We start from the raw sequence: 23,963 nt of genomic DNA, 5'->3' as shown, positions 1-23,963 counted from the left end.
GGGTCCGCGGAAGGTGTCTGGTCCGCCATGTTGTTCGGGTCCGCGGAAGGTGTCTGGTCCGTTGTGTTGTTCGGGTCCGCGGAAGGTGTCTGGTCCGCCATGTTGTTCGGGTCCGCGGAAGGTGTCTGGTCCGTTGTGTTGTTCGGGTCCGCGGAAGGTGTCTGGTCCGTTGTGTTGTTCGGGTCCGCGGAAGGTGTCTGGTCCGCCATGTTGTTCCGGTCCCCGAAATGCGTCAGGTCCGTGCTGCTGCTCGGGTCCACGGAAGCTGTCCGGTCCGCGCTGTGCGTTCGGCGCGTTGTGCAGTTCGAAACCGGGCCCGGCCAATTCACGTGGCGACGGACTGCGGCGCTGCGGATCGGGCTGATCCTCGGACTGCTCGTCCTTACCCTTGCGTCGGCCGAAGCGGCGCTTGTCCCGGCGTCCGGTCTCGGGCCGCTCGGTTTCGGGGGCGCGCTTGGAACGTCCACGCCGAGAGGGCGCTTCATCGATGAGGTCGTCGTGTGGCAGGTTCTGAACGGGCGCTTCGTAGCCGCCGGTGACATCGCTCTCAGAGAGCCACGGAGGCAGCATGGGGAGGCCGTCATTATTACGGCTCACACGTCCCCCTCTGGATCTGCTCGACCTATACCTGGGCTGTGGTCAGTTTACGCGACGACTCTCGCCCATCATGGGTGGGGAGTGGGCCGAATGGCCGGTTTCTAAACACCCCATCTGCGGGTTCCATTGGCCCCCTGCGCACCTCGTCGGCAACGCCCAATTAGGTAAGTCGCGAAGTCGGCGGAGCTATTCGACGCCACCTCGCCCGGTGTATTGCGGCACAAGGGTTTCGCGGGGATGGTCGCGCTGAGCTCCCACGCCAGCGCACGTCTGGGCCATCCAGTCGGCTCGCTGTTCGCCTCCCGCTGGTAGAGCGCATCGCACACAAAATCTGACGATTGCCACCACGCAGCTCTGTTGGCGGCCTTCGGCCCGATCTTCGGCTGCACCGCCACCGTCCGTCCCCTCTTGATTTCCGGCGGCCTCCGCACCTCTTGCGAGCAACGCAATCGCCGACGCAATGCATATCTATATGCCGGAGCCCACCCGACCTATCTGGCGGAGGTACGTCCCGGCTACACATGCGCGACACCGCGCCGCGCGACTTGGCTCTCCACCGAGGGTGAGTCCCGCCGCGCTCCGCCGAGGGCGAGCGCCGCAGTGTTCTGTGGAGGGGTGAGCGCCGCGGTGTTCCGCCGAGGGTGACCCTCGCCGTGTTCCGCGAAAGGTGAGAACTGCAGTGTTCTGTGGAGGGGTGAGCGCCGCGGTGTTCCGCCGAGGGTGACCCTCGCCGTGTTCCGCGAAAGGTGAGAACTGCAGCGTTCTGTGGAGGGGTAAGTACCGCTGTGTTCTGTGGAGAGGTGAGCGCTGCTGTGTTCTGCGGAAGGTGAGTACTGCGGTGTGCTGTGGAGGGATAGGCCCCGCCGTGCTCCGCTGAGGGTGATCTCTGCCGTACTCCGCGGAAGGTGAGCCTCACCGTGTTCTGCGGAAGGTGAGCTATGCCGGGGGTGAGTACCGCTGTGTTCTGTGGAGGGGGAGCGCTGCTGTGTTCTGCGGAAGGTGAATACCGCGGTGTGCTTTGGAGGCCCCGCCGTGCTCCGGCGAGGATGAGCCCCCGTGCTCTGCGGAAGGTGAGCCCCGCGGTGTTCTGTGGAGGGTGAGTACCGCCGTGCTCCGCCGAGGGTGAGCTCTGCCGTGCTCTGCGGAAGGGGGAGTACCGCTTGTGTTCTCTGGAGAGGTGAGTGCTGCTGTGCTCTGCGGAGGGTGAGTGCCGCTGTGTTCTGTGGAGGGGGCAGCGCTGCTGTGCTCCGCGGAGGGGAGCCCCGCCGTGCGCCGTACGCTGTAGAAGACGACCCCGGCTCCGGCGCCCGAAACGCCGCGTCGGTCACCCTGGTTACGCGGGCCGCGGTCTGAGCCCGCGCACCGACCAGCGCGCATAAAATGCGAAATAATAGGTCCTCGAGACCGTGATGACCAGGGCGAATTGGTCTGCCCGCGAATAAACCGGTAAGCTTGGTCGGCGGTGCACCTACGCGCCGACTGTCTGCATGCCGCCGGTCCGGTCAACTGACCGGTTACATGCAAGCAGATACAAGGCAATCAAACCAGGTTTGAGCGTAAACCGGGATCGCGGAGGACATGGCGAAGAAAGACGGGGCCATCGAGGTCGAGGGTCGAGTTGTCGAGCCGCTGCCCAATGCGATGTTCCGGATCGAGCTCGAGAACGGGCACAAGGTTCTCGCGCACATCAGCGGGAAGATGCGGCAGCACTACATTCGCATCCTCCCCGAGGACCGTGTGGTCGTCGAGCTCTCGCCCTACGACCTGTCGCGCGGCCGCATCGTTTACCGCTACAAGTGATCGCGTGCGGTCCTCGGCTCCGAGGAACGGCGTGACCATCGAGCCGCCAGGCTCGCTACAAGGCTTCCCCAGTCCTCCGACTGGGGAAAAACTGTGTTCACACCTGTGTGAACCGAACAAGATTGGACGGACGTGAAGGTTCAGCCGAGCGTCAAGAAGATCTGCGAGAAGTGCAAGGTGATCCGCCGTCACGGTCGGGTCATGGTGATCTGCGAGAACCTGCGCCACAAGCAGCGCCAGGGCTGATTTTCGCCGCACCAGCCGGGCACCGATCACTGATCGGCTTGGCCAACTGAAAGAAGAACTCCCAGCTCCAGCCGCACACTGCGGAATTCGGGCCGCGCGGTTCCTCGGAATCGCAGAGCCCGAGGTGTGCGAGCCAACCACCGGTACGGAGGCCGGTGCCCCACCAGACGAGGGGACGGACAGGGAGCAGACCTCCGCAACGATTAAGGAACCTGCCACATGGCACGTCTCATGGGCGTTGATCTCCCGCGTGAAAAGCGCATGGAGATCGCGCTGACCTACATCTACGGCATCGGCCGTACCCGCGCCAAGGAGATCCTCGACGCGACGGGCGTCAGCCCCGACCTGCGCTCGAAGGACCTCAGCGACGAGCAGGTCACGCAGCTGCGTGACTACATCGAGGGTTCGGCCCTCAAGGTCGAGGGTGACCTGCGCCGCGAGGTGCAGGCCGACATTCGGCGCAAGATCGAGATCGGCTGCTACCAGGGTCTGCGCCACCGTCGTGGCCTGCCCGTGCGTGGCCAGCGCACCAAGACCAACGCGCGCACCCGCAAGGGCCCGAAGCGCACCGTCGCCGGCAAGAAGAAGTAGGGGATAAAGGATGCCTCCGAAGAGTCGGGCCTCCGGCCCCAAGAAGACCCAGAAGTCGCGTCGTCGGGAAAAGAAGAACGTCCCGCACGGCCACGCGCACATCAAGAGCACGTTCAACAACACCATCGTGTCGATCACCGACCCGTCCGGCAACGTCATCTCGTGGGCGTCCTCGGGTCACGTCGGCTTCAAGGGTTCGCGCAAGTCGACGCCGTTCGCCGCCCAGCTCGCCGCCGAGAACGCGGCCCGCAAGGCGCAGGAGAACGGCGTCAAGAAGGTCGACGTGTTCGTCAAGGGCCCGGGTTCGGGCCGCGAGACCGCGATCCGTTCGCTGCAGGCCGCTGGCCTGGAAGTCGGCACGATCTCCGATGTCACCCCGCAGCCGCACAACGGCTGCCGTCCGCCCAAGCGGCGTCGCGTCTAGCGGGAAAGGAATAACGAAAAATGGCTCGTTACACAGGCCCCATCACCCGCAAGTCGCGCCGTCTGCGGGTCGACCTCGTCGGAGGCGACCAGGCGTTCGAGCGTCGTCCGTACCCGCCCGGCCAGCACGGCCGCGCGCGGATCAAGGAGAGCGAGTACCTGCTCCAGCTGCAGGAGAAGCAGAAGGCGCGCTTCTCCTACGGTGTCATGGAGAAGCAGTTCCGCCGGTACTACGAAGAGGCCAACCGCCTCAAGGGCAAGACCGGTGACAACCTGCTCCGTCTGCTGGAGACCCGGCTCGACAACGTCGTGTACCGCGCCGGTCTGGCGCGTACCCGTCGGCAGGCGCGCCAGCTGGTCAGCCACGGTCACTTCCTGGTGAACAACCGGGCCGTGAACGTCCCCAGCTTCCAGGTGACGCAGTACGACATCATCGATGTCAAGGAGAAGTCGCTCGGCACGCTGCCGTTCCAGGTCGCGCGGGAGACCGTCGGCGACCGCCCGGTTCCGGGCTGGCTGCAGGTGCTCCCCGGCCGGCTGCGGATCCTGGTGCACCAGCTCCCCGAGCGCGCCCAGATCGATGTGCCGCTGCAGGAACAGCTGATCGTCGAGTACTACTCGAAGTAAACAGCTTTCGTGCTGGTGGGTGACCGCCTGAACCAGGCGGTCACCCACAACCCCCAAAACGTGGGCATCAAATAGTGGGTGCCCGTACAGGAGGATGATCCTAATGCTGATTTCACAGCGTCCGACGCTGACCGAAGAGGTCGTCGCCGAGAACCGTTCGAAGTTCACCATCGAACCGCTGGAGCCGGGCTTCGGCTACACCCTCGGCAATTCGCTGCGGCGTACCCTGCTGTCCTCGATTCCGGGGGCCGCGGTCACGAGCATCCGCATCGACGGCGTCCTGCACGAGTTCACCACCGTTCCCGGTGTGAAGGAGGATGTCACCGACATCATCCTGAACCTCAAGGGTCTGGTCGTGTCCTCGGAGGAGGACGAGCCGGTCACGATGTACGTGCGCAAGCAGGGCCCGGGCACCGTCACCGCCGGTGACATCGTGCCGCCCGCCGGAGTTGTCGTGCACAACCCGGATATGCACATCGCCACCCTGAACGACAAGGGCAAGCTGGAGATCGAGCTCGTCGTCGAGCGCGGTCGCGGTTACGTCCCGGCGGTGCAGAACAAGGCGTCCGGCGCGGAAATCGGCCGGATCCCGGTGGATTCGATCTACTCGCCGGTGCTCAAGGTGACCTACAAGGTCGAGGCCACCCGTGTCGAGCAGCGCACCGACTTCGACCGTCTGATCCTGGACGTGGAGACCAAGAACTCCATCAGCGCCAGGGACGCGCTCGCCTCGGCGGGTAAGACCCTGGTCGAGCTCTTCGGCCTGGCCCGTGAGCTCAACGTCGAAGCCGAAGGCATCGAGATCGGCCCGTCCCCGGCCGAGGCGGATCACATCGCCTCGTTCGGTCTGCCGATCGAGGATCTGGACCTCACCGTCCGGTCCTACAACTGCCTCAAGCGCGAGGGTGTGCACACGGTGGGCGAGCTGGTCGCCCGCACCGAGTCGGACCTGCTGGACATCCGCAACTTCGGCCAGAAGTCCATCGACGAGGTCAAGGTCAAGCTGCACGCGCTCGGCCTCTCGCTCAAGGACAGCCCGGCGTCGTTCGATCCCTCGTCCGTGGTGGGTTATGACGCGAGCACCGGAACGTGGAGCGACAGCGGCACGTTCAGTGACACCGATGGCGGCGAGCAGGACTACGCCGAGACCGAACAGCTCTAGGCCGTCGGGGTAGGCACCCCGGCTCGGCCTCACACAAGGAGAACAAACAATGCCCAAGCCCAAGAAGGGTGCCCGCTTCGGCGGGTCGGCGTCGCACCAGAAGGCGATCTTCGCCAATCTGGCCACGGCGCTCTTCGAGCACGGTCGTATCACGACCACCGAGGCCAAGGCCAAGGCGCTGCGCCCCTACGCCGAGAAGCTGGTCACCAAGGCGAAGGGCGGCACCCTGGCCGACCGTCGCGAGGTGCTCAAGGTGATCCGGAACAAGGATGTCGTCCACGAGCTCTTCGCCTCGATCGGGCCGTCGTTCGAGGGCCGCGAGGGTGGCTACACCCGCATCACCAAGACGCTGCCCCGCAAGGGTGACAACGCGCCGATGGCGGTCATCGAGCTGGTCCGGGAGAAGACCGTGACCAACGAGGCCGACCGCGCCCGCCGCGTTGCCGCGTCCAAGAAGGCCGAGGCGCCCGTCGCCGAGACCGTTGTCGAGGAGCAGGCCGAAGAGGCCGTCGCCGAGGCTGTCGAGGCCGAGGCCCCGGCTGCCGACGAGGCCGCTGAGGACAAGAAGGACGCCTGACGTTCGCTCGCAAGTCCGGAATGAGCCCGCCGCCCCCCGTGGGTCGGCGGGCTCATTCGCGTCCGACCGAGATCACCGCGCTGGCATCGGGTTTCGCGTGGTGAGCGGCCGGAGCCACCGGCGTTCGTATCGATTAGGAGATCGCCTGTGACCGAAAAGGAATCGGTGGATTCGACCGCGCAGTCGAGCGCGTTGGGTGCGCCCGCGGCGGATTTGCCGGAAGTGTGGGCCACGGCGGCCGACTCGGTTCGGGTGCGACTCGATATCAGTTACGACGGCACCGATTTCATCGGCTGGGCGCGCCAGCCCGGGCTGCGCACCGTGCAGGGCGTGCTCGAGGAAGCGCTGAGCAAGGTGTTGCGCGCGCCCATCCAATTGACCGTCGCGGGCCGCACCGACGCCGGGGTGCACGCCGAGGGGCAGGTTGCGCATTTCGATACCGGCGCCGAACCGGATGCGGCCAAGCTGCTCCACCGCATGGCGCGGTTTCTTCCGAAAGATGTGCGGATCACCGATATTCGCCTCGCCTCGCCCGAATTCGACGCACGCTTCTCGGCGATCCGCCGCCACTATGTGTACCGGCTGACCACGGCACCCTATGGTGCTGAACCACTGCAGGCCCGCAGCGTCGTCGCCTGTCGCCACGACGTGGATCTCGAAGCCATGCGCGCGGCCTCGCAAAAGCTATTGGGCCTGCACAATTTCGCCGCCTTCTGCCGCCGTCGCGATGGTGCGACCACCGTTCGCGAACTCCAGCGCTTCGACTGGGAGCGCGACGGCGACCTGCTCGCCGCCCATGTCAGCGCGGATGCCTTCTGCTGGTCCATGGTTCGCAGCCTCGTCGGCGCGGTTCTCGCGGTGGGGGAGGGCCGTCGCACTCCCGACTGGGTCGCCGGACTGTTGAATGAGACCGAACGCTCCAGCTCGGTGACCGTGGCCCCCGCACATGGCCTCAGCCTTATCGGCGTCGACTATCCGGACGATTCCGACCTGGCCGCCCGCAACGCCCAAACCCGCGAAATGCGTTCGGTGCCAACCGTGGACGACGGCTGCTGCGGCAGCTGAACCCGATCCGGTCCCCATCCAGATCGCTCTCGCGTACACGGGTCAGCTGCGGCGGCGATCCAGTGCAGCCGTGATCAGAGCGCGGGCCTGGTCACCCACTACCGCCTGCCTCGCGAGCACATCGAACGCTCGCCGTATATCGCGATTTCTCGCGGCTGCGTGATGGTCAGCTCCGTGGATACGCCCTCGACCAAAACCATTCCGTCGTACATGACGAAGTTCGTCGACGGGGCTGGACAGTACGCGTTCAGTGGGACGATGCCGAAGGCCACGCGAGGCAACCCCGTTGCCGCTAGCCGGTCGAGTTTGCCTTTCAGTGGGAACCCAACGCGTTTCGTGATCCGGCGCGCACGAGTGCGTCCGGTTCCCGTCGAACCCGGGCATCGGAACGACGGCTGGTGTCCTGTCTTGCTGATCATGAGGCAGACTGCCGGAATGTTAGGGACGAACGGTGATCGGCGATATGTTCGCGGCCTGCTCCGCGGTCTCCGATCCGGGGCAATTCGGTGGCTGTAGTCCGGCGCGGCAACTAGTTTCCTAGCCATGGCCTATGAACATCCGCTGGCATACGTGCTGGGGTTGGAAGGGATCGCGCTGCTGCGCGCATTCGCCGGGGAGCACAATCGGGAGTTCGTTGACGCGCGCATCGCCGAGATCCGGCGGATGCTGGCTGACCATGCGTTCGAGGGTGTGGACGTCGAACACCTGAGTACCGTCGACGGCTACGGGATTTGGTCCGCGACGTACGACGATCCGGATAACCCGGCGTTCGATTTCGACGAGGGGATCGTTCGCGCGGTCGCGGGCACCCAGCCGCCCGGCGTCGCGCTCGACGCCGCGTGCGGCACCGGTCGGGTCGCGGCAATGCTGGCCGGCTACGGGTACCGGGTCATCGGCGTCGACAGTTCGGCGGATATGCTCGCGCATGCACGAAAGCGCCTGCCGCAAGCCGAGTTTCGACTCGGCGAGCTGCAGCAGCTGCCCGTCGAGACGGACAGTGTCGACCTGGTGGTCTGCTCATTGGCGCTTACCCACGTGCCGGACCTGCCACCCGTCTTCGACGAATTCGCCCGGGTGCTGCGACCTGGTGGCCATCTGGTGATCGCGGACGTCCATCCCGAACAGGTCGCGCGCAGCCGAGTCCCTGCCATCCGCCGCGCCGACGGAACGGCCGGACGGGTGCGGTCGCACCACCACCGAACCGGCGACTACGTGCGAGCCGGTGTAGCTGCGGGCCTTACCATCCGACGCTGTGACGAGCCCGTCACTGCCGCACCCCTCCGCGACCGGACCGCCGACCCGGGCCCATGGGAGGTCTGGCCGTGGTCACTCGACCTCCTCGCACCGGAGGCGGCCCAGGCCGCGAACCGCGGCGTTCCGTCAATGATCCTATGGCACTGGCAGTCACCGGACCATTGATCCGAATAGTTGCCGGCGAAGCCCGCTGTCTGGCAATCGCCACGGTCCATGACCACGCTGCATGCCCGATGATCGCTCAGGTCGTCTGCGACCTCGCCGAAACCGCGACATTCGACGCCGCGGTCGATCACCCTGTCGGCCGCTTGGCAAACATTGTTCGGAGGCTTGATGTGGAGGCGGTGGTCGCGCCGTGCCTGTCGCACTTCGGCGACATGGTTCCGCACGAGCTCCTGCGGGTATCCGAGCTGAACACGGTGAACCCTGAGGCCACCTACACGCGACCGGATGACGTGTTCCACGCCGAAGGCGCGTAGTCCCGAACGTAGCGACGATGCTCGAAGGGAGGTGACGACATGGTGGATGTGTTGGGTCCTGGGCCGGACGGTGCGGCATGCGAAAACTGGAACCAAGCCCTGAACTGCGACGATGACGGCCAGGACGACTGAGTGGCAGCAGGTGCCGCAACACTCTGGTTCGCGAAATGTGCTCGGTGTCAATGACTACCGAGGTGGTCACGGCCGGGGTGGGTGAAGGCGGCGCTCCCGCACCGCGATTCGGCGGGCGCACTGCGGTGCGGAAGCATGACCGCCGGTCAGCCGGACGAGCCCGCCTCGATCGTCCGCGGTTGGCTGGAACCGGAGATTTCGATGCGGCGCGGCTTGGCCTTCTCGGCGATCGGAAGCGTCACCGAGAGCACGCCGTTGTTGTAGGTCGCGCTGATGTTGTCGGCATCGACATTGTCGCCGAGGCTGAGTTGGCGCATATACGTACCGGCGAAGCGCTCGGACGCAATCCATTGCACGCCTTCATCACTGGGCAGGCTGCGCTGCGCGCGCAGGGTGAGGGTGCCGTTGTCGACGCTCACATCCACCGTGCCGGGGTCGACGCCGGGCAGGTCGGCATTGAGTACGTAATGGTCGCCTGCCTTGAACAGATCCATCGGCATGAATCGCGGCGCACGAGATGTCCCGACGGATTCGCCGAGCAGTTGGCGGGCGACGGTGTCGATGTCATGGAATGGATCGAACCGGAGCACAGCAATCACCTCCATTTCACGAGCGGCGGCGCCTGCCACGGCGGCAAGCGCCGGAAGCTGTGCACTACCCAAGTTAGCACTCTCGAATTAAGAGTGCTAATAGGTTAATGGCGATTATCCGCCCGGCGTCGCGTGCGGATCTCGCGTCGGAATAGGAACGGCCGCAGGCTGGTTAGCTCCGGGCATGACTATCGAAGGCCTCGGACGGTTCGGTGTTTGGCGCGGTTATCTGGGGTTCACCCCGCAGGATGCGCGCGAGCTGGAGGAGCTCGGCTACGGCACGCTGTGGCTCGGTTCGTCCCCGCCCGCGGAGCTGCCGGAGATCGAGTCGCTGCTCGACGCGACCGAGTCGATCACGGTGGCGACCAGCATCGTCAACATCTGGACGGCGCCCGCGAAGCAGGTCGCGGAGTCGTTCCACCGCATCGATGCGCGGTTCCCCGGGCGGTTCCTGCTCGGTCTGGGCGCGGGTCATCCCGAGCACACCGGCGAGTACCGCAAGCCCTATGACGCGCTGGTCGAATACTTCGACGAGTTGGATGCGGCCGGAGTGCCCAAGGAGCGTCGCGCACTCGCGGCGCTGGGTCCGCGGGTGCTGAAACTGGCGGCGGAGCGGTCCGCTGGTGCGCTGCCCTACCTGGTCAGCACCGAGCACACCGCACGCGCTCGCGCCGTACTCGGCCCGGATGCGCTGCTGGCGACCGAACACAAGGTGGTCCTGGACGAGGATCCGGTGCGGGCCCGCGCCACCGCCCGCCCGCGCGTCGAGTTCTATCTGGACCTGCAGAACTACGTCGCCAACCTGCGCAGGCTCGGCTTCACCGAAGAGGATGTGACCAAGCCGGGCAGTGACCGCCTGGTCGACGCCCTGGTCGCGCACGGCAGCCCCGAGTCGGTCGTCGACCAACTCACCGCGCATCTGACCGCGGGTGCCGATCATGTGGTGATCCAAGTCCTCGACAACGAGCCCGCCGCCCTGCGCACGCTGGCTCCATTGCTGGCGAAGCATTCCTGAGGCCGTGGAGGCGATCGGCCTAAGTTACTGGCCGATCGCCCTAAGGGAACGTTAGAAACCGGCTCCACCGGTTCCGCCCGCGCTGTGACTGCGCACACACTGGTCTCCGACCGACGCAAGGCCGCGTCGAAGAAGGAGATCTTGTGACTACGACACAGCCCGTGGGCGAGCGCCGGGTGGTCGCCAACGTATTGCGCGGTTCCATCGGCAATCTTGTCGAGTGGTACGACTGGTATGTCTACGCCGCGTTCAGCGTGTACTTCGCGAAATCATTCTTCCCGAAGGGTGATTCCACCGCGCAATTGCTGTCCACCGCAGCGGTTTTCGCGGTCGGCTTCCTTATGCGGCCACTCGGTGGCTGGGCACTCGGACGCTATGCGGACAAGTTCGGACGCCGCTCGGCGCTGACCCTCTCGGTGACCGTGATGGCTGCGGGTTCGCTGCTGATCGCGGTGACGCCCGGATACCAGACCATCGGTATCGCGGCACCGGTGTTGCTGTTGCTCGCCCGCTTGTTGCAGGGCCTTTCGGTCGGCGGCGAATACGCGACCAGCGCAACGTATCTGTCCGAGGTGGCCTCCACAGGTAAGCGTGGGTTCTACTCGAGTTTCCAGTACGTCACGCTGGTCGCCGGTCAGCTGGTCGCGCTCGGTGTGCAGATCATCCTGCAGCAGTTCCTGAACAACGCCCAGATGAACAACTGGGGCTGGCGCATTCCGTTTGTCATCGGCGCGGCGGCCGCGCTCATTGTGATGTGGCTGCGGCGCAGCATGGACGAATCCGAGCACTTCGAGGCCGAGGTCGAGGCCGAGCGGGTGCCGCAGCAGGGGCGTGCAGCTCAGCAGCCCGCGCGCGGTTCGCTGCGGATGCTGTTGCAGTACCCCAGGGAATGCCTGCTGGTGATCGGTCTGACGCTCGGCGGCACCGTGGCGTTCTACACCTACACCACGTACATGCAGAAGTTCATGATCAATACCTCCGGTATTTCCAAGTCGACCGTCTCGTGGATCAACTTCATCGCGCTGCTGGTCTTCGTGATACTGCAGCCGCTGGCCGGGGCGCTGTCCGACCGCGTCGGGCGGCGCAAGCTGCTGATCTTCTTCGGTGTGGCTGGCACCCTGCTGACCGTGCCGATCATGACCGTGCTCGCGCACACCAAGAATCCGATCGCGGCGTGGGCGCTGATGATGGCCGCGCTGGTCATCATCACCGGCTACACCTCGATCAACGCGATCGTGAAGGCCGAACTGTTCCCGACCAAGATCCGCGCACTCGGCGTCGGCCTGCCGTACGCGCTGACCGTGGCGATCTTCGGCGGCACCGCGGAAACCATCGCACTGTCGCTGAAGCAGGCCCATCACGAATCGCTGTACTTCTGGTACGTCGCCGGATGCATCGGAATCTCGCTGCTCACCTACTGGTTCATGCGGGAGACCTCGAGCGGGTCGGCCATCGATGCCGATGCCGCCGCCGATATCTCGCTGACCAAGACGGATGCGCCAGTCGCCGAGCCGGACCGTGACCTCGCAGCCGTGCGGCCCTGATCGCCCATTCGCACACGCCGGTCATCCGCTATGGGAGGATCGGCGGGTGCGGCTTGCGGTGGTCGAAGATGATGACGGCGTTGGCGACGCGCTGGTCGAAGCCCTCAACGCCCGCGGTTATCAGGCCGAACGTAAGCGCCGCGGCGCGGATCTGCTCACCGCCCACCGCGGTTACGACGCGGTCATCCTGGACCTCGGACTGCCCGACGGCGATGGTCTGCATGTGCTGCGCCAACTGCGCGAGGTGAGTTCGGTGCCGGTGCTGATCCTGACCGCGCGCAGCGACGAACGCTCGATTGTGCGCGGGCTGCGCGGCGGTGCCGACGACTATCTGGTGAAGCCGCCGCGGATCGCGGAATTGATGGCCCGGCTGGAGAATGTCGTGCGGCGCGCGGCGGCCGGATCGCAACCGGAGCGGGCCGAGGTGGTCACCGGGGATGTGCGGGTCGATCTCGCGGCCCGGGTGGTCGAGGTCGCCGGTCAGCCGATCGCCTTGACCCAGAAGGAATTCGAGTTGGTCGAGGCATTGGTGGAGCGGCCCGGGGCCGCGGTCAGCCGCCAGCAACTGATGGATCGGATCTGGGGCGACGCATTCGTCGCGGTTTCGCGTTCGCTGGACGTTCATATGACCGGACTGCGTGCGAAATTGGACCGACCTGGGCTGATTACCACCATTCGCGGCTACGGTTACCGCTGGGGTCAGTGATCACATCGACCCGCGAGTCCAGGTAAGAGAAGCGGAGCCAGTATGCGCAGACGATTACTCGTCGCGCTGACGGTATTCGCGGCGATCGCGGTATTCGCCTTCGCGGTACCGCTGTCGCTGACCTTCGCGACCAGCCGGACCCAGGAATTCGTGGCCGATCGCTCCGGCGATGCCGACCGGTTCGCCGCCCTCGCCGATGCCGCGGTGGCCGAGGGGGACAGCCGGGCGCTGGCCGATGAGGTCGGCCGCTATCACGATCTGTATGCGGAGAACGTGCTGGTAGTCGATGCCCGCGGCGCCAGAGCAGTGAATGCGGGGGTGGATGTGGCGTCGGCTCCGGTCCAGGCCGCGGTCGCCGCCGCCCGCCGCAACCAGCGGCCGCAGCCGGTCAATCGACTGACACCGTGGAGTGGGCCGACGGTGCTGATCGCCCGGCCCGTCGGCACCGGGGTGCAGGTCAACGGTGCGGTGGTGATCGAGGCCTCCACCGCGCGCGCCCGCCGCGATATCGCCCGCGCGTGGACGGTGATCGCGGTCGGGGCGGTGCTGATGATGGTGGTGTTCACGATGCTGGCGCTGAGCCTGGGGCGCTGGGTGCTGCGCCCGCTGGCGGCGTTGTCCCAGGCGGTCGCCGAGTTGACCGCGACCCTGCCCAAGCCGCGCGCCCAGGCCGCCGCGCACGTGTCCATCGCCCGGCATCACGGCGGGCCGCCGGAGATGCGCGCGGTTGCGGAATCCTTCGATGCCATGGCGCTCGCCGTCGCCGATTCGGCGGACGCGCAACGCCAGCTGGTCGCCGATACCGCACATGCCATGCGAAATCCGCTCGCCGCCTTGACGATTCGTCTCGACTCCTTGGAATATGCGATCCCGGAGAGCGCGGTGGCGACCTTCCGCAGTGCGGGTGCCGAGGTCGACCGGCTGACCGCGCTGCTCGATGGTCTGCTGAGTCTGGCGGTCGCCGAGACGCCCGCCGCCTTCGAGGCCGCGCGCACCCCCACCGCTACCGACAACCACTGCGACGCGGTACAGCTGGTCGCGGACCGAGTCGACGCCTGGTACTCCGCATACGAGAATGCCGGACAGGAATTGTCCGCGGCGCCCATGGTGCCGGAGGCCGATACGGCGGTCTCCGGCGATGTGCTCGCCCAGATTCTCGATGTGCCGCTGAGCAATTCGTGCAGATACGCCGGATCCGGTGCGCAGACCGTCATGGTGGTCGATACCGAACCGGGCTGGGTCACGGTGACCGTGCGGGACAATGGCGCCGGTGTCGAACCCGTGGAGATCGATAAACTGACCACCCGCTTCTTCCGTGGCTCCGGCGCCGCCTCCGGCGGTTCCGGTCTCGGCCTCCCGATCGCAGCGGCGCTGGCCCAGGCACGCGGCGGCACGCTGAGCGTGCGACCGGTCCAACCGCACGGACTCGCCATCCAGATCCGCCTGCCGCAGGCGGTGCGGACGTGATCACACGGCGGACGTTCTTGGCGCTCACCGCCACTGGTATCGCGGCCGGTGCCGTCGGATGTGGCGGGGATGTGGCAATCGTGCGGCTGGCCTCCGGTGAGGTCGGCGGCTTCTATCACGCATTCGCGCGGCTGCTCGCGGCCGTCGCCGCGGAGGCGGGGACGGTGCGGATCGAGCCGGTGCCGACAACCGGGTCGCAGGAGAATCTGGCAATGCTGACCAGCGGACGGGTGGATGCGGCATTGGCACTCGCCGATTCGGTGCAGGGTGAGCGTCAGCCGGTCGTGGCGCTGGGCCGGGTGTACGAGAACTATCTGCAACTGGCCGTGCGGTCCGAAGGCGCGATCCAGCGGGTCACCGATCTGCGGGGCACCCGGATCAACCTCGGCGCCGCGGGATCCGGCGCCGCGGTCACCGGGGAGCGGCTGCTGTGGGCCGCGGGCGTGAATCCCGGTGTGGACGTGGATATTTCGCATCGACCGTTGCGCGATGCGGTGGCGGGCGTGGAATCCGGTGAGCTGGATGCGTTGCTGTGGGCCGGTGGCGTACCCACCGATGTGCTCGACGTACCGCAACGGCTGCGGCTCATCGAACTCGGTGAGCTGGCGGCGCCGATGCGGGAACGGTTCGGGCATCTGTACGACCTGGTCGAGATTCCCGCCGACGCCTATGACGGCGGCGCGGCGATCCGGACGGTCGGCGTCGCGAATCTGCTGCTCGCCGCCCCGACCATGTCGGACGCCGCGGCGGGAGCGATCGTCGAACTGCTGGTCTCCCGGGCGGATGCGCTGGTACCGGCCGAGGCGGCGGGCACCCAGTTCCTGGATACCCGATCACTCATCGGAACCGATTCCGTCCCGCTGCACCCGGGTGCGGCCGCGGTCTACCGACGACGGCACGGCTGATCCCCGGTCAGGAACGGACCAGGCGGGCGATGGCGTCGGTGGCCTCTTTGATCTTGGCATCGGCCTCCGGGCCGCCGGTGACCGCCGCATCCACCACGCAGTGGCTGATGTGGTCCTCCAGCAGACCCATCGCAACAGCCTGCAGTGCCTTTGTCATCGCGGAGACCTGGGTGAGGATATCGATGCAGTACTTTTCCTCCTCGACCATGCGCTGTAGGCCGCGGGCCTGGCCCTCGATCCGGCGCAGGCGCTTGAGGTAGTCGTCCTTGGCGGTGATGTAGCCGTGCGAGGCATGGTCGTGCGCGGCGTGGTCATGGGTGGTCACGCCCTCGGCCGCGCTGTCCCGGCCCGGCGCGGGCGTGGTGTCATGGTGCGACGGGGTGGGTGTCACCGACTGTCTCCTCGCTGCTCGCCGGATCTCCGGCCGGACCTGGATTAATACCCCCCTAGGGTACAGTGCCGTGGGGGAATTGTCAGGTCGGCACCGAGCGCACGTGGCGCAGGCCATCATGGACGAAGGTCCAGTTAGTCGGATCCGGACCCGGTCTGGTCGAGCGACGGGGGCTGGCGAGAGAATCGGTGCATGAGTTTGGATCTTCGGCCCGCGCTCGCCGTGATCGGCGGTAGTGGCTTCTATGATTTCTTCGATAACGAGGCGACCGCCGTCGAGGTCGATACGCCCTACGGCAAGCCGAGTGCGCCCATCGCGGTCGGTGAGGTGGAGGGTCGCCCGGTGGCCTTCCTGCCCCGGCACGGCAAGCAGCACGAATTCGCGCCGCATACGCTGCCGTACCAGGCCAATATGTGGGCGCTGCGCTCGATCGGGGTGCGGCGGATCTTCGCGCCGTGCGCGGTCGGCAGCCTGCGCGCGGACTGGGGGCCGGGCACCGTAGCGGTGCCGGATCAGCTGGTCGACCGGACCTCCGGCCGTCCGCAGACCTACTTCGACGGCGGTGGTGTGCACGTCTCCTTCGCCGATCCGTATTGCGACGAACTGCGTTCCGCGGCAACGAAATCCGCGACCGACGCGCTGCCGGTAAAAGCCTCGGGGACCATGGTCGTGGTGCAGGGCCCGCGCTTCTCCACCCGGGCCGAGAGCCGCTGGTTCGCCGCACAGGGCTGGGAACTGGTCAATATGACCGGGCATCCAGAGGCGGTGCTCGCCCGTGAGCTCGAAATGTGCTATGCCGCAGTCGCGTTGGTGACCGACCTGGATGCCGGTCTGGAGGAGGGCGACGGCGTGCACGCGGTCGACGTCTTCGCCGAATTCAAGAAGAACCTCGGCCCGTTCAAGGAGTTGATCCGGCGTTCGGTTTCGGCGGTCACCGGAACCGACACCTGCGACCGCTGCCGGGTGCACGCGGGAGTATCGCTGCCGTTCGAACTGCCGTGAGAAATGATGCTGGCTGTACCGAGTGACCGACAGGTACGGAAATACCCTTAGTCAGATTGGGTTCGGAGCCGAACGCGGGGTGTGGATGCGATGAGAGTGCTGGTCACCGGGGCAGCCGGGTTCATCGGGGCGCGATTGCGGCGAGCGTTGGCCGCGGCCGGGCACGAGGTGGTCGCGATCGATGTGCTGTACGAAGCGGTGCACGGGCCGGATGCGCAAGTGCCCGAAGGCGTTTCGCGGGTAGATGTGCGCGATGCCGATGCGCTCGAACCGTTGCTGCGCGGTATCGATACCGTATGCCATCTCGCGGCGGTCACCTCCGCGCCCGAATCGGCGGTGTTCGCCGCGCACAATGATGTGGGCACCGCGGTACTGCTCGACGTGATGGGACGGGCGAAGGTTCGTCATCTGGTGCTCGCCTCGTCCATCGTGGTGTACGGCGAGGGGCGCTATCGCGGAATGAACAGCGGGCCGTTCTATCCGGGGCTGCGGCGGCGGGCCGATCTGGATCGCGGCATGTTCGACCACCTGTCCCCGCGCACCGGAGAACTGCTCACCTGGGAGCCGCTCAACGAGGATGCGCCGCTGCGCCCGCGCGGATTCTACGGGGCGAGCAAGATGGCGCAGGAAAACTATGCGCTCGCTTGGGGTTTGGCGACCGGTGCGGCCGTTACGGCGCTGCGATACCACAATGGCTACGGCGCGGGTACCCGCTCCGGATTCATCGGAAAGTTCCTCGCCGCACTCGATCAGGGAAGACCGCCCCTGGTGGACGAGGACGGCGGACAGGTCCGCGACATCGTGCACGTAGACGACATGGTGACCGCCACCGTAGCCGCCGTCGACCGACGCCTCCCCGGCTTCGTACCCTTGAACATCGCCTCCGGCCACCCGATCACCATGTGGGAGGTCGCTTCGATCATGGCCAAATCCCGTGGCGGCCCCGACCCGGTGGTAACCGGCCGCTACCTGTTGGCCGATGCCCGCCACATCGTCGCCGACCCCGAACGAGCCAGGCGCGCACTGGGTTTCACCGCCCAAATCCGACCCACCCAGGGCCTGGCCGAACTCGCCGCCCCCGCAGTGGAAACCACCACACCCCGCCCGGAATCCGCGCCACTACATGTGCGGGTCGCGCAGGACACGCCTGGGCCGCAACGCCCCGAGTCGCACCCCGCCGCACCGATCACGAAGGCCGCGGACCTTCGCCAGGACCCACCCGTCACGAATGCGAATGTTGCGGTCTCGCGTCCGAATGCGCCCGTCACGAATGCAAACGTCGCGGTCTCGCGCCCCAACGCGCCTGCGCTGGATGCGAATGCCGCAGTCTCGCGCCCGAGCGAGCCCGCCCCGAACGTGAAAACCGTTGCGCCCACTCCGGAGTCAGCGACACCTGAGGTCGCCTCACCGAACATGAATGCTGTCGCCCCAACTCCCCAATCGGCTGCCCCGAGACCTGAGACCGGCATGTCGCAGCCGAGTGAGTCGGCGCTCCCTGGTCGAACGCCCGCACCGAAGCCAGAGGCTGGTTCGGCTACTGTGCCGGAGAAGTGAAGGCGTCGGCATGGGTGCGCGCCCATTGTTCGAAGGTGCGCGGTTCTCGGCCGGTTACCTCTCGCACCGTGGGGTGTATCTGGGATTCGTTCAAGGTGCCGTCGACGAAGAAGCTCCAGAATGCATCGACGTACTTCTGTGGCATGGTCGCTTCGAGTTCGGCGCGCGTCTGCTCGTTGGTCAAACCCGTGCAGACCAGCGGTCGGTCGAGCACCTGGGCGAGCACGGCGACCTGGTCGGCGGGCACCAGGGCTCGGGCACCGGTCAGCTCGAGGATTCGGCCCGCCAGTTCGCCGCCGGTCAGGGCGACCGCCGCGACGGCCGCGATATCGGCGGGATCGATGGCGGCGACGGGTACGTCGGGGAACTGGGCGCGGATCACATCACCCTGTGCGAGCTGCGGCAACCAGCGCAGCGCATTCGACATGAACGAGCGTGGGCGCAGGAACGTCCAGGCCAGACCGGATTCGCGCACGTCCCGCTCGGCCTGTGTCATATACGCGGAGACGGCGTTGTTCATATCCGCCAGCGCCGCCGAACCGCCGGAGAGCAGCACAATGTGCTGTACCCCTGCCTTTTTCGCGCGCGCGAGCAGGTCCGGAGTGTCCGCATAGCCCGGCAGCAGGAACATCCCGGTGACCGCGTCCAGGGCCTCGGTCAGGCTCTCCGGCCGATTCAGATCGCCCGTCACCGCCTCGACACCGGCGGGCAGCTGCGCGCGAGCGGGATCGCGGACCAGCGCCCGCACGGCATTGCCCGAATTGCTCAGCGTTGCAACTAGTTCCGTGCCGATATTGCCCGTCGCGCCGGTTACCAGGATCATGTTCGCTCCTCCGTGTCGCACTGAGTTCGGTCGACGAATCTACTCGTCCCATCATGCGAAATCGCCGTGTCGGCGTCTCCCCATCCCAGGTAAATATGCCGTCGGCCGAAGTCGACCGAATCGAGATCGCCGCGCCCGCTTCGACCGTACCGGCGGCCCGCGGCGTTAGGCTCGCGCAGTGGAAACTCCGCTACGGCTAGAGGTCATTGTGGCCAGCACGCGCCCGGAGCGATTCGCTCCCGTGGTCGCCGACTGGTTCCTGCGCACGGTCCGGGCGAGCCCCGAATTCGATACCGGCGTTATCGATCTCATGACCACCCCGCTACCGACGGATCTGGTCTCGACCGCCGAGGTGACGGCCTACCGCCAGCGCTTGGCCGCGGCCGACGCCTTCGTCGCGATCACCTCCGAGTACAACCACGGCTATCCGGCCTCCCTGAAAACCGCCTTCGACAACGCGAAACACGAATGGCGCGCCAAGCCCATCGGATTCGTCTCCTACGGCGGCCTCTCCGGCGGCCTGCGCGCGGTCGAACAACTGCGCCAGGTGGTCGCCGAAATCCACATGGTCTCGATCCGCGAAACCGTCAGCTTCCACCAGGCCAAGAAGCAATTCGACCGAGCAGGCAACACCCAGGACGGCGCCGCCATAGACGCCGCCCAACGCCTCATCCGCCAACTGGCCTGGTGGGCAAGAACTCTCCGCGAAGCCCGCACCACCAACCCCTACCCCGGCTGATACCTCTCAGCAGTTCAGCCTTGCACACTTCATGCGGGATATGGGGCCGCGGAAAGGGAATGCGCCCCCTTTGCCGGCCCCGCACCGCAAACTCGGCGGCCGGGCCGCTCGACTTCGCGCGGACGGACACCGGCAGGTGCACACCCTTACCTGCTCGGACCTCTGTGTCGAGCCGCCTTCGGTAGCTGTCCCGTCCGGCAACCGCGATGTCTACTGCGGGCTACCCGCCATTGCACGGCGGCCACGGGGGTGGCCGATGTAGGTGGCCTCGCGTGGAATGGAGACCAGCGTCAGGTCGACCTGGGCAGTGCCGGTGCGCAGCACGACATGGTTGCCGATGGCGCCGGGCTGGTGGATCGACAGGTCCGGGCGGGTGGCGGGCCAGCCCATCGGGTCGCCGGTTACGTAGATCGTGGTGACACCGGCGTGCGGCGCGGGAGCCAGCACACCATCGACCACGGTCGCGGTGAATCCGGCATCGGACTGATGTGTTTCGACCGCGATCTGCAGCCGTTCGGGATTCCCGATGGTGGTCACCAGGTTCTCCCAGGCGTGCGCCCGATCGGTGCGGATCAGGATGCGCTCGCCGACGGCCAGCGCGCGGAACACCAACTGCTGAGCCAGATACAGCTCACCGGCCAGGTAGACCGTCGAGATACCGGTACCGACGATGCGGACCGCGACGCCCTGCCCCTCATCATCGGAGCCGATGAGCTGACCGCAGCCCGAGGACGGCAGGTGCAGCGCACCGATCACATCGATCGGATACTCGGTCACCGGAACGGCATCGTCGAGATCCGGAATGGCCAGCGGCAGATGCGCGAGCAGTCCGTCGCGCTGCCGCCCGTTCATCGAGATCAGACCCCTGAGCTTGGTGCGCTCCGGCAGCTCCCGCGCGGTCAACCGCCAGGCCGCCCCGATGCTCACCGATTCGGCCGAACTACCGGGACGCAGCCGCACCGCGACCGTCGTGCCGCGCGACGGCGCGACCCACAGCTGCGAGAGCAGATCCGAGCCGAGCCGCTTCGGGTCGACGGCGCCGCCGATATTCACGCTGTTGCCGACCTCGGCATAGCGCCAGCGGTGGGTGAGCGTGCGCGGGTCGAAGCCCTGCGTGACCTGCAGGACCGCCTTGCGGATCTCCGGTGCGGTCAGAATGCGGGCGCTGCAGTCGGCGTCCTCGAGGGTGCGCATAATGCGTTGTGTCGCAATGGTTACCGCACGCGAGGCGCCCTCGGCGCCACCGCCGCGCCGGGCCGCGGCCTCCGGGCAGGCGATCGCGTCGAAGCTGATCGCGAGCCAGACATTGCGGTGCGCGGTGGCGGGCAGCGGGCCGAGCAGTGATTCGTAGATCTTGCCCGCCGGTGTACCGGAGCGGCTGCGGTGACCGTGGCTGATGATATCGATGCCGCTGAGCAGAATGTCGTGCTGGTTCAGGCATTTGGCCAGTTCGGGCAGCGGCAACAGATGCGAGGCGTGCACGGTGGTGCGGGCGATCCGGGTCAGCCCGCCCTTGGGGGCCAGCACCTCGACCACCGTGACGACCCGGGTACCGTCCCAGTACAACCCGAGCGAGCGTCCGTCGGGGCCGCGGAAGTCGACGGTGTCGCCCATCTGGTAGTCGCGGTGGGTCAGATAGCGCCACCAGGTCGCGATCCAGTCCAGGATGGTGCGCTTCGCGATCGGGATCAGCGGTAGCCCTCCCACAGCCACCGCGACGCCCAACGCGGGCCAGCCGCCCAGTCCGGCGAACAAGGCGAGCAATCCGGCCGCGAGTCCGATCACCTGCGCCAGCAGCAGGTTCCGCAGCGAGATGCGCCCGAGCAGCGGGCGTGGTCCCGCCCCGGCTTGTTCGGCCATCGTCATCCCCCAAGTACCCGGTATCGGCCGTTTCGGATCGGCCGAACTGAACAATAGTCCTCGGGAACTGTACTGTGTTCCGCGAACGCGAGCATTGTTCGGGGAGGGAAACATGCCTTCAAAACCCACTACACGCTGGCAGGTGAGCGGCTACCGCTTCCTGGTCCGCCGGATGGAACACGCACTGGTCCGCCGGGACGTGCGAATGTTGCACGATCCGATGCGCTCCCAGTCCCGCGCCTACGCGGCCGGACTGATCATGGCGATTGTGGTGCTGGCCGGTTGCGGCGTGCTCGCACTGCTGCGCCCGCAGGACAAGATCGGCAGCAGCAAGATTCTGATCGGCAAGGAATCCGGCGCGGTTTATGTGGTGATCAATGATGTGGTGCATCCGACGCTGAACCTCGCATCGGCCCGGCTGGCCGCGGGTTCGCCGGAAAAGGCCGTCATCGTCAAGGAATCCGAGATCGGCAAGAAGGCGCGCGGACAGCTGATCGGCATCCCGGGCGCCCCCTCCTCGCTGCGCTTCGACAAGGACGGCAAGGGCCGAATCTGGACCGTGTGCGACCAGCTGAAGGTCGACGGCAGTAAGGATTTCACCACCTCGGTGCTGGCCGGTGAGCTCTCGCTCGGCGAGAAGGCCTCGGTCATGGGCAGGGACCGGGCGCTGCTGGTGCAGGGCAAGGACGCGACGTACCTGGTGTACGACAACAAGCGCGCCCGCGTGGACCTCAAGGACCGCGCCGTCACCGACGCGCTGAAGATCACCGGCGCAACGGCCCGGCCGATCGGTGAGGGCCTGCTCAACACCATTCCCGAAGTGCTGGCGATCACGCCGCCCAAGATCGACAACCCGGGCGGTTCGGTCAGCTACTCGGTCGGCAACCACCGGATCGGCGATGTGGTGCACGTGCCAGCACAACCCAATACGGAATACGTTGTGCTGCAGGACGGTCTGCAGCCGATCTCGGCGGTGACCGCCGAGATCATCCGTAACCGGTATCGCTCGACATCGAGCAATGACGTCGTCGACCAGATCGACAAGACCTATGCCGACGTGTCGAGCGCACTGCAGGTGAGTACGTATCCGCAGATCGTGCCATCTATCGTCGACTACAAGGACCAGCCGGTCAGCTGCCTGTCCTGGAAGCCGTTGTCCGCGGCCGCGGACAGCAAGGACGGTGGCAATCGTGCCGAGCTGACGGTGCTGACCGGTGTGGCACTGCCGATTCCGGATAAGGCCAAACTGGTGCCGCTGGCTCAAGCGGACGGTTCCGGCGCCAATGCCGACTCGGTCTACGTTCCGCCGGGCACCGGCGCATTCGTCCAGACCACCGGTATCGAACCGGACAGCCGCCGCAAGGACAGCAAGTTCTATATCGCCGACACCGGTGTCCGCTACGGCGTCAAGGATGCCGATGCCGAGAAGGCACTCGGCATGGATACCGATTCGGGCACGAAGGCCGAGCCGGCACCGTGGCCGATCGTCGGACTGCTCGCGGCCGGTCCGAGCCTGGCCCGCGCCAATGCCATGGTCGCCCATGACGGTATCGCCGCGGACCCGTCACCCTCGAAATCGCCTGTCGCCTCGGCGAATTGAGCGACTAGTCGGAACTGTCCCGCATCGCAGTTGCACGCAATTCGGCGACTTCGGCTCGCAGCGAGCGGATTTCGTCGATCAGCACGGTGATCTCCCGGTCGGTGCGGTCGGCGGTCACCTCGACGTTCCGCAGCTGCTCCATTACCCAGCTGGTCGTGGTGCCGATGGCGAAGCTGATCAGGCCGATGCCGAGGGTCATCAGGATCAGCGCGATCAGGCGGCCGTGCACGGTCACCGGATACACATCGCCGTAGCCGACGGTGGTCACCGACACCATCGACCACCACAGCGCGTCACCGAAGTTGTGAATCTTGCTGTCGGGCGCGCCGTATTCGGCATCGAAGAACGCCAGACTGCACAGCACCAGCGTCAATGCCGAACTGGTGCCGACGAATATCGCCAGCCGAGCGCGGGTCACCCGATTGCGGTTGAGCGTATCGAGCACCAGCAGGGCGGCCCGCAGCAGCCGCACCGGCCGGAACGGCGGCAACAATACGATCAGCAGTTCCAGCGGGTGGGTGCGCACGAACCGCCAGCGATCGGTCGACAGCCATATCCGGATGCCGAAGTCCGCGGCGAAAACCGCCCAGATCAGGATGTCGACCCGTTCGAGCCAGGCATCCAATTGCGGTGAGGCACCGGTATCCAGCACATGCCAGGCGTAGACGCCGATGAACAGCACGGCCAGCACCACCATCGGGATACCGGTCGCGTGTTCCCAGACTTGTCTACGGCTCGGTTGTCCGTCGTCGTGTTCTGCTGCGCGCGTCAGGACCATGGGAACTACCTGTATCGATCGGGTGCGACACCTATG

Annotated in this window: 23 protein-coding genes and 2 pseudogenes; 19 read left to right on the top strand and 6 right to left on the bottom strand. The window is 66.4% G+C overall.

Features of this window, described 5'->3' with window-relative positions:
• Positions 1 to 597 (bottom strand): annotated as a pseudogene (locus ACWEO2_RS19070) (hypothetical protein); the annotation flags it as partial.
• Between the two features lie 1,578 nt (positions 598 to 2,175).
• On the opposite strand from ACWEO2_RS19070, the gene infA reads away from it, so the two are divergent.
• The 10 genes from infA (at position 2,176) to ACWEO2_RS19020 (ending at position 8,821) form a co-directional block, all read left to right on the top strand.
• On the top strand, positions 2,176 to 2,397 hold the full coding sequence (gene infA / locus ACWEO2_RS19065; RefSeq protein ID WP_003418601.1) for a translation initiation factor IF-1: 222 nt from the start codon (positions 2,176 to 2,178) through the stop codon (positions 2,395 to 2,397).
• Between the two features lie 132 nt (positions 2,398 to 2,529).
• Positions 2,530 to 2,643, top strand: a complete 114-nt coding sequence (gene rpmJ, locus ACWEO2_RS19060; protein WP_040686659.1) for a 50S ribosomal protein L36 — start codon at positions 2,530 to 2,532, stop codon at positions 2,641 to 2,643.
• A gap of 219 nt (positions 2,644 to 2,862) precedes the next feature.
• Positions 2,863 to 3,234 (top strand): 30S ribosomal protein S13, encoded by a 372-nt coding sequence (rpsM, locus tag ACWEO2_RS19055; RefSeq protein ID WP_355185512.1) that lies wholly within the window; start codon positions 2,863 to 2,865, stop codon positions 3,232 to 3,234.
• 10 nt (positions 3,235 to 3,244) lie between these two features.
• Complete coding sequence (gene rpsK, locus ACWEO2_RS19050) at positions 3,245 to 3,658, top strand: 30S ribosomal protein S11 (RefSeq protein ID WP_014349147.1); 414 nt, start codon at positions 3,245 to 3,247, stop codon at positions 3,656 to 3,658.
• A gap of 20 nt (positions 3,659 to 3,678) precedes the next feature.
• Entirely contained in the window at positions 3,679 to 4,284 is a 606-nt protein-coding gene (rpsD, locus tag ACWEO2_RS19045) for a 30S ribosomal protein S4 (protein ID WP_063039138.1), read from the top strand.
• A 103-nt stretch (positions 4,285 to 4,387) separates the two neighbouring features.
• Complete coding sequence (locus ACWEO2_RS19040) at positions 4,388 to 5,446, top strand: DNA-directed RNA polymerase subunit alpha (RefSeq protein WP_067785162.1); 1,059 nt, start codon at positions 4,388 to 4,390, stop codon at positions 5,444 to 5,446.
• 49 nt (positions 5,447 to 5,495) lie between these two features.
• Positions 5,496 to 6,023, top strand: coding sequence for a 50S ribosomal protein L17 (gene rplQ, locus ACWEO2_RS19035; RefSeq protein ID WP_452406515.1), 528 nt, complete (start codon positions 5,496 to 5,498; stop codon positions 6,021 to 6,023).
• 252 nt (positions 6,024 to 6,275) lie between these two features.
• Complete coding sequence (truA, locus tag ACWEO2_RS19030; protein ID WP_452406611.1) at positions 6,276 to 7,088, top strand: tRNA pseudouridine(38-40) synthase TruA; 813 nt, start codon at positions 6,276 to 6,278, stop codon at positions 7,086 to 7,088.
• A 543-nt stretch (positions 7,089 to 7,631) separates the two neighbouring features.
• Positions 7,632 to 8,507 (top strand): class I SAM-dependent methyltransferase, encoded by an 876-nt coding sequence (locus ACWEO2_RS19025; protein WP_452406514.1) that lies wholly within the window; start codon positions 7,632 to 7,634, stop codon positions 8,505 to 8,507.
• The gene (locus ACWEO2_RS19020) at positions 8,480 to 8,821 is read left to right on the top strand and encodes a hypothetical protein (protein ID WP_452406513.1); all 342 of its coding nucleotides are present in this window, start codon (positions 8,480 to 8,482) and stop codon (positions 8,819 to 8,821) included. The genes ACWEO2_RS19025 and ACWEO2_RS19020 overlap by 28 nt, the downstream gene beginning before the upstream one ends.
• Positions 8,822 to 9,099: 278 nt before the next feature.
• On the opposite strand, the gene ACWEO2_RS19015 is transcribed toward ACWEO2_RS19020, so the two are convergent.
• On the bottom strand, positions 9,100 to 9,543 hold the full coding sequence (locus tag ACWEO2_RS19015; protein WP_452406512.1) for an Hsp20/alpha crystallin family protein: 444 nt from the start codon (positions 9,541 to 9,543) through the stop codon (positions 9,100 to 9,102).
• Between the two features lie 184 nt (positions 9,544 to 9,727).
• On the opposite strand from ACWEO2_RS19015, the gene ACWEO2_RS19010 reads away from it, so the two are divergent.
• The 5 genes from ACWEO2_RS19010 (at position 9,728) to ACWEO2_RS18990 (ending at position 15,180) form a co-directional block, all read left to right on the top strand.
• Entirely contained in the window at positions 9,728 to 10,558 is an 831-nt protein-coding gene (locus tag ACWEO2_RS19010; protein ID WP_452406511.1) for an LLM class F420-dependent oxidoreductase, read from the top strand.
• Between the two features lie 143 nt (positions 10,559 to 10,701).
• Positions 10,702 to 12,102 (top strand): MFS transporter, encoded by a 1,401-nt coding sequence (locus tag ACWEO2_RS19005; RefSeq protein ID WP_452406510.1) that lies wholly within the window; start codon positions 10,702 to 10,704, stop codon positions 12,100 to 12,102.
• Between the two features lie 46 nt (positions 12,103 to 12,148).
• Positions 12,149 to 12,808, top strand: a complete 660-nt coding sequence (locus tag ACWEO2_RS19000) for a response regulator transcription factor (RefSeq protein WP_354951792.1) — start codon at positions 12,149 to 12,151, stop codon at positions 12,806 to 12,808.
• A gap of 42 nt (positions 12,809 to 12,850) precedes the next feature.
• Positions 12,851 to 14,275 carry a sensor histidine kinase gene (locus ACWEO2_RS18995; protein ID WP_452406509.1) on the top strand — a complete coding sequence of 475 codons (1,425 nt, stop codon included), beginning with the start codon at positions 12,851 to 12,853 and terminating at the stop codon, positions 14,273 to 14,275.
• On the top strand, positions 14,272 to 15,180 hold the full coding sequence (locus tag ACWEO2_RS18990) for a TAXI family TRAP transporter solute-binding subunit (protein WP_452406508.1): 909 nt from the start codon (positions 14,272 to 14,274) through the stop codon (positions 15,178 to 15,180). Before ACWEO2_RS18995 ends, ACWEO2_RS18990 begins: the two co-directional genes overlap by 4 nt.
• Before the next feature lie 7 nt (positions 15,181 to 15,187).
• Here ACWEO2_RS18990 and ACWEO2_RS18985 read toward each other — a convergent pair whose 3' ends face one another.
• Positions 15,188 to 15,505, bottom strand: a complete 318-nt coding sequence (locus ACWEO2_RS18985; RefSeq protein WP_354951877.1) for a metal-sensitive transcriptional regulator — start codon at positions 15,503 to 15,505, stop codon at positions 15,188 to 15,190.
• A 258-nt stretch (positions 15,506 to 15,763) separates the two neighbouring features.
• Here ACWEO2_RS18985 and ACWEO2_RS18980 point away from each other — a divergent pair, with 258 nt between their 5' ends.
• Entirely contained in the window at positions 15,764 to 16,573 is an 810-nt protein-coding gene (locus tag ACWEO2_RS18980) for an S-methyl-5'-thioadenosine phosphorylase (protein ID WP_452406507.1), read from the top strand.
• Between the two features lie 90 nt (positions 16,574 to 16,663).
• Positions 16,664 to 17,647, top strand: a pseudogene (locus ACWEO2_RS18975) (NAD-dependent epimerase/dehydratase family protein); the annotation flags it as partial.
• Between the two features lie 460 nt (positions 17,648 to 18,107).
• Here ACWEO2_RS18975 and ACWEO2_RS18970 read toward each other — a convergent pair.
• Positions 18,108 to 18,950 carry an NmrA family NAD(P)-binding protein gene (locus ACWEO2_RS18970; protein ID WP_452406506.1) on the bottom strand — a complete coding sequence of 281 codons (843 nt, stop codon included), beginning with the start codon at positions 18,948 to 18,950 and terminating at the stop codon, positions 18,108 to 18,110.
• Between the two features lie 178 nt (positions 18,951 to 19,128).
• Between ACWEO2_RS18970 and ACWEO2_RS18965 the strand changes: the two genes are divergently transcribed.
• Positions 19,129 to 19,689 carry an NADPH-dependent FMN reductase gene (locus ACWEO2_RS18965; protein WP_452406505.1) on the top strand — a complete coding sequence of 187 codons (561 nt, stop codon included), beginning with the start codon at positions 19,129 to 19,131 and terminating at the stop codon, positions 19,687 to 19,689.
• Between the two features lie 210 nt (positions 19,690 to 19,899).
• Here ACWEO2_RS18965 and eccE read toward each other — a convergent pair whose 3' ends face one another.
• Positions 19,900 to 21,549: a type VII secretion protein EccE gene (gene eccE / locus ACWEO2_RS18960; protein WP_452406504.1), complete on the bottom strand. Its 1,650-nt coding sequence runs from the start codon at positions 21,547 to 21,549 to the stop codon at positions 19,900 to 19,902.
• 112 nt (positions 21,550 to 21,661) lie between these two features.
• On the opposite strand from eccE, the gene eccB reads away from it, so the two are divergent.
• The gene (eccB, locus tag ACWEO2_RS18955; protein WP_452406503.1) at positions 21,662 to 23,149 is read left to right on the top strand and encodes a type VII secretion protein EccB; all 1,488 of its coding nucleotides are present in this window, start codon (positions 21,662 to 21,664) and stop codon (positions 23,147 to 23,149) included.
• A gap of 4 nt (positions 23,150 to 23,153) precedes the next feature.
• Here eccB and ACWEO2_RS18950 read toward each other — a convergent pair whose 3' ends face one another.
• Positions 23,154 to 23,927, bottom strand: a complete 774-nt coding sequence (locus ACWEO2_RS18950; RefSeq protein WP_452406502.1) for a potassium channel family protein — start codon at positions 23,925 to 23,927, stop codon at positions 23,154 to 23,156.
• Positions 23,928 to 23,963: the final 36 nt, after the last annotated feature.

This window comes from Nocardia sp. NPDC004278, assembly GCF_053602975.1.
The sequence above is the reverse complement of the archived record's forward strand: the minus strand, read 5'-3'. Positions and strand labels throughout refer to the sequence as shown.